11 protein-coding genes are annotated in these 12,430 nt (G+C 62.2%); 3 read left to right on the plus strand and 8 right to left on the minus strand.

Translation table 11 applies throughout. The annotated features are described in order from the left end of the window. Positions 1-5 precede the first annotated feature (5 nt). The 8 genes from HPY65_00290 to HPY65_00325 form a co-directional block, all read right to left on the minus strand. A complete protein-coding gene (locus HPY65_00290) occupies positions 6-1,451 on the minus strand; it encodes a B12-binding domain-containing radical SAM protein (GenBank protein NPU82898.1) in 1,446 nt (481 codons plus the stop codon). Between the two features lie 432 nt (positions 1,452-1,883). Then, the gene (locus HPY65_00295) at positions 1,884-3,098 is read right to left on the minus strand and encodes an MFS transporter (protein NPU82899.1); all 1,215 of its coding nucleotides are present in this window, start codon (positions 3,096-3,098) and stop codon (positions 1,884-1,886) included. A 190-nt stretch (positions 3,099-3,288) separates the two neighbouring features. Next, the gene (locus tag HPY65_00300; protein ID NPU82900.1) at positions 3,289-4,689 is read right to left on the minus strand and encodes an FAD-binding protein; all 1,401 of its coding nucleotides are present in this window, start codon (positions 4,687-4,689) and stop codon (positions 3,289-3,291) included. A gap of 7 nt (positions 4,690-4,696) precedes the next feature. Next, entirely contained in the window at positions 4,697-5,371 is a 675-nt protein-coding gene (locus HPY65_00305; protein NPU82901.1) for an amino acid ABC transporter permease, read from the minus strand. A 477-nt stretch (positions 5,372-5,848) separates the two neighbouring features. Further along, positions 5,849-6,607 (minus strand): amino acid ABC transporter ATP-binding protein, encoded by a 759-nt coding sequence (locus tag HPY65_00310; GenBank protein NPU82902.1) that lies wholly within the window; start codon positions 6,605-6,607, stop codon positions 5,849-5,851. 3 nt (positions 6,608-6,610) lie between these two features. Next, positions 6,611-7,288 (minus strand): amino acid ABC transporter permease, encoded by a 678-nt coding sequence (locus HPY65_00315; protein NPU82903.1) that lies wholly within the window; start codon positions 7,286-7,288, stop codon positions 6,611-6,613. Positions 7,289-7,396: 108 nt separating this feature from the next. Then, on the minus strand, positions 7,397-8,155 hold the full coding sequence (locus HPY65_00320; GenBank protein NPU82904.1) for an amino acid ABC transporter substrate-binding protein: 759 nt from the start codon (positions 8,153-8,155) through the stop codon (positions 7,397-7,399). Between the two features lie 73 nt (positions 8,156-8,228). Then, positions 8,229-9,305 carry an OmpA family protein gene (locus HPY65_00325; protein ID NPU82905.1) on the minus strand — a complete coding sequence of 359 codons (1,077 nt, stop codon included), beginning with the start codon at positions 9,303-9,305 and terminating at the stop codon, positions 8,229-8,231. 546 nt (positions 9,306-9,851) lie between these two features. Between HPY65_00325 and HPY65_00330 the strand changes: the two genes are divergently transcribed. The 3 genes from HPY65_00330 to HPY65_00340 all read left to right on the plus strand — a co-directional run bounded on the left by HPY65_00330 (position 9,852) and on the right by HPY65_00340 (position 12,389). Beyond that, positions 9,852-10,640: a glucose 1-dehydrogenase gene (locus HPY65_00330; GenBank protein NPU82906.1), complete on the plus strand. Its 789-nt coding sequence runs from the start codon at positions 9,852-9,854 to the stop codon at positions 10,638-10,640. A 77-nt stretch (positions 10,641-10,717) separates the two neighbouring features. Continuing rightward, a complete protein-coding gene (locus HPY65_00335; GenBank protein ID NPU82907.1) occupies positions 10,718-12,160 on the plus strand; it encodes a hypothetical protein in 1,443 nt (480 codons plus the stop codon). A 139-nt stretch (positions 12,161-12,299) separates the two neighbouring features. Then, positions 12,300-12,389 (plus strand): AURKAIP1/COX24 domain-containing protein, encoded by a 90-nt coding sequence (locus HPY65_00340; protein ID NPU82908.1) that lies wholly within the window; start codon positions 12,300-12,302, stop codon positions 12,387-12,389. The last annotated feature ends 41 nt before the right edge of the window (positions 12,390-12,430 follow it).

Raw genomic sequence — 12,430 nt, forward strand, 5'->3', positions numbered from 1 at the left:
TGCGTTCAAACCGCATCCCGGACCCGCCTTTCCAGAAGGCGGATCTCCCGGGCCGTCTCCGACGGATCGTCGGGACGGGTCGCCCGGCAAAGCTCCGTGAAGGCCGGCGGATTCTCCCGGTGCAGGAGGAATTCGAGAAACGCCAGGTCGTAATAAACCCGGCGGGTTTCATAGAGGGGATCGCCGCCGTGGACGAGACGGTTCATGTCCCGGGCGAGATCACAGAGAAGAAAAAAACGCTCCGGCTCCAGGCCGCGGCGGGGAGCGAAGTGTTCCGTACCGCCCGTTTCCCGGAGGAGGCCGTCTCTCTCCAGTTCCTCCCTGAGCGGCGTTCCCGGATAGGGAATGACGGCCTCCGTATAGGCGATTTCGGCGCCACTCTCAAAGATCATCTTGGCCAGCCGGATGGTCTCCACGACGGTTTCCGGCGTGTCCAGGGGGCCCAGGAGGATGAAATTGACAACGGGCGTCAGGTCCTGCTCGACGCACAGGGACACCCCGCGGAGCACATCCTCAGGGTGGATGCCCTTCCGGTAGGAATCGAGAATCTCCTGAGAGCCCGACTCGGCGCCGATGTAGAGGGCCCGGAATCCGGCCTCCCGAAGCATGCCCGCCAGAAGCGGCGTCCGGCAGAGGTCGTCGATCCGCCCCTGGGCGTAGTATGCCGCTCCCCGGTTCAGGCCTCCGCCGGTCATGGCGGCACAGAGCTCCCGGATCCGCCGGCCGTCCACGGTGAAATTGTCGTCGGTGAACATGATCCGCTTCGCTCCCCCTCCGATGAGGAGCCGGATTTCCTCCACCAGGGAGCCGGCGGATCGCATGCGCACGGACCCGCCATAGAGGGAGCGAATGGAGCAGAAAGTGCAGCGGTGGGGGCATCCCCGGCTGGAGGAGAGGCTCTGCGTCCGGTAGCATGCATTTCCCAGAAGATGGTGGGCCGGCAGGTGGAGGGCGTCCAGGTCCGGCACGGGGGGCCGCTCCGGGCCGCAGACGACGCCTCGGGGGCCGCGGAAGCTGACGCCGGCGATCCCTTCGAGGCTCCGTTCCCGGAAAATGGCCTGCACCAGGTCCGGAAAGGACTCCTCTCCCTCGCCCCGGACCACGGCGTCGATCGTTTCGTGCCGTTCCAGAATCGCTTCGTGGAGCACGGTGCCGTGGACTCCTCCCAGGACGGTGAAGAGGCCCGGATCTGCGTCCTTTGCCGTCCGGAAGACCTTCACGGCCGAGGGAAAACTGTTCGTCAGGGCCGTGACGCCCAGGATCCGGGGGCGACTGCCGGCGATTCGTTCCCGGAGAAGAGAGAGTCCTTCCAGCGACGAAGGGGCGAGATCCAGGTCGACGATCTCGACTCCGATTCCCCGGTCCGGCAGGGAGCCTGCGACGGCGGCCAGCCCCAGGGGCGGAATCTCCGCCTGTCCGTTGAAGAACGGATTGACGAGCAGGACATTCATCGGCGGAATCTCTTTTTTTCGATGGGATTTCGGAGTTGCGCGGTTGCCGGCCCCTGCTCTCCCGATGCCGCAATGCCGTTCGCCGGTGGAAGAGCAGCGGAGGGGCTTCCCGGATGAACGTCGTGAAGGTAGGACGAAACGGTCCAGTGTGTCAATGTCGAATCGTTCTGTCCGGAGAATCCGGTCCGGCGTCGAGGGAAAGAGTCCTCCGCGGCCGGTCCTCCGTTGCATGAACCACCGCGTCGTACAGGGGGGATCGGCCATGAAAGCGATCCGGATGAACCACTCCCCGGCAAGGTGGTGGAATTCACGATACGGCGCGAGAGGATATTTTGCCGACACGCCCCCTGCTGCGGTTTTCCCGACTCCAGGGAAGGGCGAACAGCGGCTCAGGGAGCAGGCGGCGAAACAGGAAATCGAGGCAGAATCGGTTCAGGAAACCGGCTCCCGTCCGTCGCCGCCCTTGGAATCGGAAAGCGCAACGACCAGCCCCAGGGACAGGATGACAAATCCCAGAGAGACATGGAAAAGGACGCTGAAGCCCGATCCGAGCGCGACGAGCATTCCTCCCAGGTACGGCACCAGGCAGTATGCCAGATCCAGCGTGAACAGGTTCATGTTGGTGTTCAGGCCCCGGAGCGGTGGAGGCGAGGCGGTGAAGATCAGGGCGCTCAGGAGGGGCAGGGCGACGCCCACGGACAGCCCGTAGAGTCCGGCCAGGCCGTAGTAGACGGAAGGCGTTCCGGCCCGGGGGAGGATCAGGAGGGAAAGTGCCAGTAGCCCCAGCCCGGCCATCAGGAAGCGCCGTTTGTTCAGCCGGTCGAAGAGGGTGCTTCCGAAGACGCGCACGGCGATCATCGTCGTCGTAAAGATCGTGAAGAAAAGGCCCACGTCGCCGGCGCGCAGTTCCAGGGACAGATCCTTCAGGAAATAGAAGAACATCGCATGGGCCATGTAGACGAGAAGGGTGGCGGTCAGAAGAAGGAGCACCGCCCGGATCCGGAAGTTATGCCGGATCTCGGCTATGGAGGGGCGGCGAAGCAGCGCCCCGTCCATGGCCCGCACGGCCTCGGCGAGGCGCCGGCGCAGGAGGACGAGGAGCCCGATGGCGGCAACGGAAAAGACCGACACGCCCGCGTAGAGGTCGGCTTCGCTGCGCACGCCGGGCAGGAGCGCCTCGCAGAGCGGCGGGATGACGGCATAGGGAATCATCGTCGCCACGCTGAGGGCGCCGAAGCCCTGGCCGCTCCTTTCCTTCGGGATGAAGTTCACGATGAGGGCGATCGCGGAGGAGGTGAGAAGAACGAAGGCCGTGCCGTGGGCGATCCGCAGGACGATCATGGCGGGCACCGTGACGACCCACAGGTAGGAGAAGGAGCACAGGATCAGGAGGACCAGCGAGGCCATCAGGATGAACCAGGCGTTCCGCACGTGGAGCCAGGGAAGGATGACCAGGCGCAGGATAAAGGCCGCCATCGGCTCCAGGCCGACCAGGAAGCCCCGCCAGACCACTGGAATGTCGATGGTTCCCAGGTAGTGGTAAAAGCCATAGAAGACGCTGACGTTGCCGAAGGCCGCCATGACGACGAGGCAGAGGGAGAGGAACTCGAAGGACCAGAGTTTTTGTGTGTTCGTGGATTCGCTCAAGAATCGAGCCCCTTGATTCTGACGGTGTGCGGTGTTTGTCGCGGGGGCTTCCGTCGGTTGCGGAAACATTTCCTTGATGCTCCCTCTGGAAATCCCCGGCCGCACCCCCGCGGATGTTCGTTATGATATGGTGCGGGAGGCGTCACGGTTGCGCCCTGCCCTGCATCACTCGTCGCCGGCGCGCAAATCCTCAGGGCAGGGGAGAGAAGACTTTTCCCGGATTCAGGATGCCCTGCGGATCGAAGAGCGCCTTGATGCGCCGCTGCAGGCGGATGCTCTCGGGGGACAGCTCCAGGGACAGGTATTTGCTCTTCATCATGCCGATGCCGTGCTCCCCGGAAATCGTTCCGCCCATGTCCAGCACAAGCTTCAGAATCTCCTCGATCCCCCGGTCGATGCGCTCCCGGGCCTCCAGGGTCTCCGCCGTCATGCTGAGGTGCAGATTCCCGTCCCCAGCGTGGCCGAAGGTATAGATCTTCATGCCGTAGGCCGCCTCCAGGGGGGGTAGCTTTCGCACAAAATCGGCGATGCAGCGGATGGGGACCACGATGTCCTCGTGGACATCCAGGAGGTAGCGCTCCTCGATCCGGAGGGACACGGACTTGCGGACATCCCACATGCGCTCCCGACGCCGTGCGTCCGGGGCGAGCAGCACCTGGTCCGCCCCCGATCCCAGGCAGATTTCCCCGATCGCCTCGATCTCCCGGGCGATGATTTCCGGAGCGCCGTCCGTCTCGATTAGAAGGAACGCGCCGGCGTCCCGCACACCGTCGAAAGGCAGAAGGTCCCCGACAAGGTCGAGGCAGTGCCGGTCCAGGAACTCCACAACGCAGGGGACGTAACCCGCGCACAGGACCGCCCGGATGGCTTCCATGGCGCTGGAGAGGCTTGGGCAGAGGGCCACCAGCGTCGTGATCGCCGGGGGATGCGGGATCAGTTTGAGGATGAGCTGTGTGATGACTCCCAGGGTTCCCTCGGAGCCGACCAGGAGGCGGGTCAGGTCATAGCCAACGACACCCTTGCGGGTCCGGACGCCCGTGCGGAGCAGTTCCCCCGTGGGCAGAACCGCCTCGAGGCCCAGGATGTATTCCCGGGTGACGCCGTACTTCACGCAGGAAGGGCCTCCGGCGTTCGTGGCGGCGTTTCCCCCGATGGAGCAGGTATCAAAGCTGGCGGGATCGGGAGGGTAGTACAGGCCCGCCTCCCGGGCGGCGTCCTTGAGGTCCTTGTTCAGAACGCCCGGTTCGACCACCGCCAAAAAGTTATCCCGGTCGATGGTCAGGATCCGGTTCATCTTCGCCAGGGACAGGAGTACGCCGCCGTGAATCGGAACGGCGCCTCCCGCCAGGCCCGTTCCGAGTCCCCGTGGCGTGACGGGGAAACGGAGCTCGTTGGCGAGCTTGAGGAGCGCACAGACCTGGTCGGCGGCCGTCGCCTCGACGACAAGCTCCGGCATGGCAAAGGCCTCGACGGTCCCGTCCCTGCCGAAAGGCTCTTTCTTTACGGGGTCTTCGAGCACCAAGGCGGGTGCGACGGCTTCCCGGATGCGGGCGACGGTTTCCGGTTCGAGGGGGCGGAAGTTCGATGCCATGGCGTCCTCAGAAGCTCCGGTGCTCGAAGCCCGGGAGCCGGAGGCGGGCCTCCAGCGCCTGGAGAAGGAGCGTCGCCAGGGTCGTCATCACGAGGTAGCAGGCGCCGACCAGGAGAAACACCTCGGTGAACTTGAAGGAGTCGGAGGCGAGGATCTTCCCTTCTCCCGTCAGCTCGATGCAGGTGATCATGTAGGCCAGGGAGGAATACTTGATCAGGTAGATGATCTCGTTCCCGCAGCCGGGAAGGGCGCGGCGCATGGCCTGGGGCAGGATCACCGAGAAGATCGTCTGCGTCCGGGTGAAGCCCAGGGAGTGGGCCGCCAGCATCTGTCCACGCTTGATGGACAGGAGCGCTCCCCGGATGTACTCGGAGTGATAGGCGGCGCTGCAGAGAGTGAATCCCAGGATTGCCGCGGTGAAGGGCGTCAGGTAGACGTTCCAGTAGGGAAGGCCGAAATACCAGACGAAGAGCTGGACGATCAGGGGGATGCCCCGGAATATGGTGACGTAGAGATTCGCCGTGGAGGAGACGGCGCGGTTGCCGAAGACCCGCAGGGTCCCTACGAGGATGCCCAGCAGGAGCCCCAGGGTTGCGGAGGGGACGATGAGCTGGATGCTCACCCAGAACCCCCGGAGCAGGGCCGGTGCCGCCTCATTCTGTATGTAGAGCCACTCTTCCATGACGATTCTCTTTCGGTCGTACTGTTCGAGGGTGTCCCTCGCGCTCAGAAGCGTTTTTTCGACCCTGCAGCGTCTCGCTCCGCTGCAAAGTCATAACTCGCGCCTGCGGCGCTCAGACAGATGACTTTGCGGGCGCTGCGCTGTGACGGCAGGGTGCCCCGAAAAAGCCGCTATTCGCACTCGGGACACCCTCTCCTGCATCCGCTGGGCGCGGTCTGGGGTTTCCAGAGGAGCATTCAGGACGTCCCTGCCGGAAGCATTTAGTGGGCTGTTCAAAAATGTCCGGATGCAAGGCCCCCGAAATCCTGAGCCATGAGTCGTACCCTTTTCGGTACGTCGAATGGCGAAGGATGAGGGAAACGCAGCAGATGGGCGTTTTTCAACAGCCTGGCGGAAAAGCGTCCGCGACGACGGCAAACCCCGTGACACCCCCCGCGCCCCTGAGCGTTATCAAGCGGAGGGGACAGAACAGGTATTTCACCGGTTGTCCGTATATAGTTCCATTACTTTCGAGCAGAACTCCCGGGTCCGCTCGTTTTCCGCGCACCCGAAGATCTTCTCCGGCGGGCCCGCTTCGACGATGAGGCCGTCCTCCATGAAGACGATTTCGTCCGCCAGGGCCTGGGCAAAAGCGATCTGGTGGGTCGCCATGATCATCGTCATGCCGTGTTCCCCCAGGCTCCGGATCACTGCCAGAACCTCTCCGATCAGTTCCGGATCCAGCGCCGAGGTCGGCTCGTCCAAGAGCATCACCTTGGGGTCCATGGCCAGCGCCCGGGCGATGGAAACACGCTGCTTCTGACCTCCGGAAAGCTGGGCCGGGTATTTCTGCACATGGTCCCCGAGGCCGACCCGCTCCAGTTCGGCCATGGCACGGTCACGGGCCTCGCTGCGGCTCATCCGCCGGACCTTGACGAGGGCGATCTCCACATTCCGGAGCGCCGTGAGATGGTCGAAGAGGTTGAAGTCCTGGAAAATCATGCCCACCTGCTGGCGGTAGTGGTGGAGTTCCCTGCCATGGGCATGCTTGATCTCTCGCCCCTCCAGCCAGACCCGGCCCGCATCCGGGCGGACCAGGAAATTGATGCACTGGAGGAGCGTGCTCTTTCCCGCTCCGGACGGGCCGATGAGAATCTTCAGCTCCGCGCGGCGGATGGACAGGGAGGTTCCGCGCAGGATTTCCTTTTTCCCGTATCGCTTCTTGATGCCTTCGACCTTCAGAATGGGTTCTTCCATGGTTCAGAACTCGTGATGGGAGTAGCCGGGAATGCGGACCTTCTGTTCCAGGAACCTCAGTCCCCGGATCCCCAGCCAGGTAAGGACGAGAAAAATGACCCCCGCTGCGGCATAGAGGGGCATGTGCTGGTAGGTCCGGGTGGCTACAAAATGGGTCCGGGCCATGATCTCCGTCACGCCCAGGGCATAGGTTACAGCCGAGTCCTTGAGGATGATGGAATACTCGTTCGACCAGCCGGGAATGGACAGCCGCAGGGCCTGGGGGAGGATAATGAACAGGATCCCCTTCGCATCGCTCATCCCGAGGGCCCGGGCCGCCTTCAATTGTCCCTCCGGCAGGGACAGGATGGCGCCCCGGAAGATCTGCGACTGGTAGGCCGCGCTGATGAGACCCAGGACGACCACCGCCACCGTGAAGGCGGAAAGGTTGATGTCCAGGGCCGTGCAGAGGCCGAAGTAGAACAGGAACAGGAAGACAAGGAGCGGGATCCCGCGGAAGAACCAGACGTACAGGGCGACCAGCGGCTGCAGCCGGCGGGGGCCATATACCTGCGCCACCGCAAGGGGGACGGCCAGGCAGAATCCGAACGCCATGGCTCCCAGGACGACTACCAGTGTGACGAAGGATCCTTCCAGAAGATAGGGCAGGGCGTCCAGGACGGCAAGAAGCGGTTCAGGCATTGACGATCCGTGGTTCGGGCCGGGCAGGCCCCTCGTTGACAAACGAACCCTCCCCCGTCGACGGGACGGGGGAGGGTGAACGGAATATCCCGGGGAAGTTCCCGGGGGCTATTTCTTGTCGATGTAGGTCTTGACCAGTTCCTTCCAATAGGGGGTCTTCATGAGCTTTTTCAATCCTGCATTGATCTTGCCCAGAAAAACCGTGTCCTCCTTGCGGAGGGCGTAACCGAACTGCTCGTCGGGCATGCCGAAGGTCCCCAGGATTTTGACGGCCTTTTTCTTGCTGATGGCGTCCTTGGCGGGTGCATCATCCATGGCGGCGGCGGCGATGCGGCCGTTGAGCACGTCTTCGATGGCCAGCGGCGCCGAGTCGTACTGAACGAGCTGGAATTTCAGGCCTTTTTTCTTGATAAGATTCTCATCGATCCACTTGGCCTCCGTCGTGCCGCGCTGGACGCCAATCTTGCTGCCGGCGGCCAGGACCTGCTCCACCGTCAGACGGGCATCCTTCCTGGCCACGAGGACCTGCTGGATTTTCCAGTAGGGAATCGAGAAATTGACCTGTTTTTTCCGGGCGTCGGTGATGCTCATCCCGGAGGCGACGATATCGATCTTTTTGGCCAGGAGGCTGGGGACGATGCTGTCCCAGTCCTGGGGCTGGTGCTTGACCTTGAAGCCCTGGTCCTTGGCGATCCAGTCGAGGGCCTTGATGTCGAAGCCATCGGGAACGCCTTTCTTGTCCACATAGGCGAAGGGCGGGAAATTGGCGTCGATGCCGTTTACATAGATCTTTTCCGCGGCGGAGGCGGGAGAGACCAGGAACAAACACAGAACCGCGACGGCAGCCAGCTGCCATGCCTTTCTCATGGGATTCTCCTATTCTCGAGAGTTTTCAGGAGCCGCCCCGCCGGCGGGCCGGAAGGGCGGCTCTGCGGGAAATCTACTTCTGGATGATATACTCAACCACTGCGTCCACGCGGCGGTTTTTCTGCCGGCCTTCCTTGGTCTTGTTGTCCGCGATGGGCTGCGTCAGGCCGTATCCCTTGGCGGAGAGGCGATCCTTGTCCACCTTGAACTTGTCCACCATGTATTTCACGACCGACTTGGCCCTCTTCTCCGACAGCCGCTGGTTGAAGGCCTTGCCGCCGACGTTGTCGGTGTGGCCCTCGATGACGACCTTGATCTCCGGATGACGGTTGATCACGTCGGCGAACTTGGCGATTTCGTCATGATACTTTTTCTTCACGATCGCCTTGTTCGTATCGAACTGCACGTTGATCGTGGCCCTTCCTTTTTCCAGCATTTCCTTTTCGGTCGCCGTCTGTTCCGCCTTGGCTTCTTCCTTCATCTCCTTGACCGGTTCCGGCGGAGGCGGTGGAGGAGGCGGAGGAGCCACTTCGACCTTCGGCTCAACCGGGGGCGGAGGGGGAGGGGGCGCAGGCTTCTCGCCGCCGAAGAGGAAGCTCAGTCCCAGGGTGTATTCCAGGTTCTTCTTGGAGTTGTCGAAGACATACGGGAAGCGGACGTCACCCCGCAGGGCCAGCCGCTCGGTAATGAACCACTTCACGCCGGCGCCCACATCAACCAGGAATTTGCTCCTGTTTTCCACGACACCCGGGTAGTTGATCGACTGGCCGCCGATGCCGGCCGCCAGGTAGGGGACCACCTTGTACTGCGGCAGGAGATAGAATAGGCCTTCCAGCCGGTAGTTGAAGACATCGGCCTTGTCGCTTCTGGCCGCCGTCCAGTTGTACAGGTCACTCTTGGTAATGTCCCAGGGCGCCGAGAATTCGCTGCGGACATAGTCGAGGGTGGCTTCCACGCCGAAGTAACGCGCCAGGTCATAGCCGAACCGAACGCCGTAAACGGGTGCATTCTTCAGATGCTGTGAATTGTCAAAGACGTAGCCTCCGATAAATGGAGTGACGGAAAAAGTGCCGGGACGAACCTCTGCCAGTCCCGGCGAGGCTGCAGCCAGGACGAGCAAAACGACGATGCCGCATAATAATTTCTTCATCGCTTCCTCCTCGAATTTGAGTTTCAGGGCTTTATTCCATTCTTGCAAACAACACCGGTGCCAGAACCGGTCCGCCAGCCGGAAAGCCGGCCGGGTTTCCTTCTGCCGGCGCTGTGCACGTGCCGGGGAAGCCCTTCCGGATATACCGGCCCGGGGAGATGGTGTTTTCAGTTCCCGGCCTGACCTCGTTCATGACCTGCTGGATCGGCTGCGGCTGGACATTCTCGCCGCTGGACAATACCTCCGTATGAGATGCCCTGGAATGCTGAAGCGACATCCCCATGCCTTCGGGAATTGCCGAGGGGGAAAGGAATGATCGGAAGGCAGTGGACATCACGGTTCCTTTTCTCGTATGCATGGAATTACTAAACTATCTTCCGGCCTTCCGTCAACCTGAAAATCGAAGGTCCCGCAACCGTTGGCCGGAGATTCCCCCCACCGAACGGGGGCAAGGGGCCGCCGGCCCCGGCGTCCGCCAGCTTTTCGTGGAAAAACGGAGCCATCTCTGCTACGGATTCGCCATCATGCGCAGCAACGGAGGTTCCTATGAAGACATTCGATCTGTTCAAGCTGGACGGCAAGGTCGCCTTGGTGACGGGCGGCGGGCGCGGTATCGGGAAATTCATCGCCACGGGCCTGGCCGAGGCCGGGGCGGATGTGGTCATCACCTCGCGGAAGATGAAGAACCTGGAAGCGACGGCTTCGGAATTGGAGAAGGAGACGGGTAAGAAAGTCGTTCCCATTGCCTGTGACGTGGCAAAGGAGGAAGAGGTCGAGAAGATGGTCCAGGCGGTCAAGGAGCGCTTCGGCCGGATCGACATTCTCGTAAACAATGCCGGGGCCACCTGGGGCGCGCCGACCCTCGATTTTCCCCTGGAGCGCTGGGACCAGCTCTTCAGCGTGAATGTCCGGGGCGTCTGGATCCTGACCCAGAAGGTCGCCCGGATCATGAAGGAGCAGGGGGGCGGAAACATCATCAACATCTCGTCCGTTATGGGTTTCCGCGGATCGGAAGAGTTGGCCCATCCTGCAGTACCCTACAATTCCACGAAAGCGGCCATCAACGTCCTTACGATGAACCTGGCGGTGAAGCTGGCTCCCTACAAGATCCGCGTCAATGCCATTGCTCCGGGCTTCTTCCGCTCGGACATGATGGCCTACATCGAGAAGCCCGAGTTCAAGGACGCTCACGACATGATCATCCAGGGCATTCCCCTGAGAAGAATCGGGGACGCGGACGACATGAAGGGCTTGGTCGTCTTCCTGGCGTCCGACGCCTCCGCCTACATGACGGGCCACATCGTCGTCAACGACGGCGGCATGATCGCCAAGTAGCAGGAGGCTCTCCGGAAGGAAGAGCATCCATCGCCCCGTTGCGGGAACGGATTCCATTGCAAGGAGGAGGAAGAAGCATGGGCATCATGACGTCCCGGCAGTACCTTGACAGCCTGCGGGCCCAGCATCCTTGTATCTATATCGGCGGAGAGCGGGTGGAGAACGTGGCCGACAGTCCCTGGTTCTCCATCAGCCTGCGGGAGACCTGCACCCAGTACGACTGGCCGGGGGATCCGGCATTCGAAAAGGACTTCGCGGCCTGGTCGCCCTTCATCGAGGAAAAGGTGAGTTTCTGGACGCACCTGCGCCTGGGAACCGGCGAAGTGAGGAAACTGGTGGAAGTGATCAAGCGGAACAACAGCCGTCACTTCTGTTCCATGTGCATGGGCATCGGGCTTTCCGTGATGTGGGCCACCACCTGGGACGTCGACCGGGCCCGGGGGACGAATTATCATGCCAATCTCCGAGCCTTTTTCGAGGAGATCCAGCGGAAAGACTTCCGCTATTGCATGGGGGTCATGGATCCCAAGGGCGACCGGTCCCTTCCGCCCTCCCGCCAGGCCGACCCGGATCTCCACCTGCGGGTGGTGTCCCGCAACAGGGAGGGAATCGTGGTGCGGGGCGCGAAGACACACACGTCCAACGCACCGCTGACCCACTTCATGTTCGTTTCTCCCTGCCGGGCCCTGGGGGAGGAAGACCGGGACTACGCCGTGTCCTTCGTGACTCCCATCGATGCAAAGGGGCTAACCTTCATTACCCGGCCGGCCCCGGGTCCCCGGGAGCCGCGGGAAATGGAGTCCCCCGTCAGCACACGGATCGGCTTCGTCGAGTGCCTGTCGGTCTTCGACGACGTGTTCATTCCGTGGGAACGGGTGTTTCTGTGCGGTGAGTGGGAATTCACGGAAAACTTCATCGGCTACTTCTCGCCCTACGTCCGTATCGCCAAGGGGGCCTGCACGTCCGCCCGCATCGACATCCTGGCCGGGGCGGCGGCCCTGGCGGCCCGGATGAACGGCACGGAGCGGGCCGGCCACATCCGCAACAAGATCACCGACATGATGATCGCCTCGGAGATCGGCTGGGGGTGCGTCCTCGGATCCCTGGCCAAGGCGACGGAGCACCCGAGCGGCATCCCCGTCCCGGACACGGGCATTTCCAATGCCGGCCTCTATCATACCCGGTTGAAATTCATCGAATTCCTTGGGACCCTCCAGGAGATCGCCGGGGGCATCGTCACAACGATGCCCGTGGAGGCGGACTACCGGAATGAGGTGACACGCCCCTGGATCGACAAGTACCTGCGCGGGAGCGCAAAATTTTCTACAGAAGACAGGATGAAGCTCCTCTATTTCATCCAGGATCTGACTGCCTCGCGATTCAGCGGCTACCTTATGGCCAGTGCCATCTGCGCGGGAGGGACACCGGAGACGAACCGGGTGGAGGTCCAGCGCAGCTACGATCTCCCGGAGAAGATGGAAAACGTCCGGGCTTTCTGCGGCCTGGGCTTTCCCGGCTGAGCACCTGCTCCGGTGCGGTCGGAACAGAAAAAAGAGGCGAAAACGGAAAAAGTCGTTGCTTCCCGGAAACCGGCATGCTATAGGGTGCCCCCGCGTTGACGGGAAGCAATCATTTTATCAAGGAAAACCAGGGGTCAAGATGGGCAGCGTCGTCAAAAAACGAAGAAGGAAAATCAGCAAGCACAAGTACAGGAAACGCCTCAAGGCCAACCGGCATAAGAAACGGTAGGCGGCAGGCACCCCGTGGCACGCGGGGCGGTTGGCGGAGGA

Source organism: Syntrophaceae bacterium (assembly GCA_013177825.1).
GTDB lineage: Bacteria > Desulfobacterota > Syntrophia > Syntrophales > PHBD01 > PHBD01.

Excerpts from the sequence above, each read along its gene's own strand:
- HPY65_00330 (NPU82906.1), top strand. The coding sequence starts at position 9,852 with ATGAAGACATTCGATCTGTTCAAGCTGGACGGCAAGGTCGCCTTGGTG.
- HPY65_00305 (NPU82901.1), bottom strand. The coding sequence starts at position 5,371 with ATGGAAGAGTGGCTCTACATACAGAATGAGGCGGCACCGGCCCTGCTC.
- HPY65_00300 (NPU82900.1), bottom strand. The coding sequence starts at position 4,689 with ATGGCATCGAACTTCCGCCCCCTCGAACCGGAAACCGTCGCCCGCATC.
- HPY65_00335 (NPU82907.1), top strand. The coding sequence starts at position 10,718 with ATGGGCATCATGACGTCCCGGCAGTACCTTGACAGCCTGCGGGCCCAG.
- HPY65_00325 (NPU82905.1), bottom strand. The coding sequence starts at position 9,305 with ATGAAGAAATTATTATGCGGCATCGTCGTTTTGCTCGTCCTGGCTGCA.
- HPY65_00320 (NPU82904.1), bottom strand. The coding sequence starts at position 8,155 with ATGAGAAAGGCATGGCAGCTGGCTGCCGTCGCGGTTCTGTGTTTGTTC.
- HPY65_00315 (NPU82903.1), bottom strand. The coding sequence starts at position 7,288 with ATGCCTGAACCGCTTCTTGCCGTCCTGGACGCCCTGCCCTATCTTCTG.
- HPY65_00340 (NPU82908.1), top strand. The coding sequence starts at position 12,300 with ATGGGCAGCGTCGTCAAAAAACGAAGAAGGAAAATCAGCAAGCACAAG.
- HPY65_00310 (NPU82902.1), bottom strand. The coding sequence starts at position 6,607 with ATGGAAGAACCCATTCTGAAGGTCGAAGGCATCAAGAAGCGATACGGG.
- HPY65_00290 (NPU82898.1), bottom strand. The coding sequence starts at position 1,451 with ATGAATGTCCTGCTCGTCAATCCGTTCTTCAACGGACAGGCGGAGATT.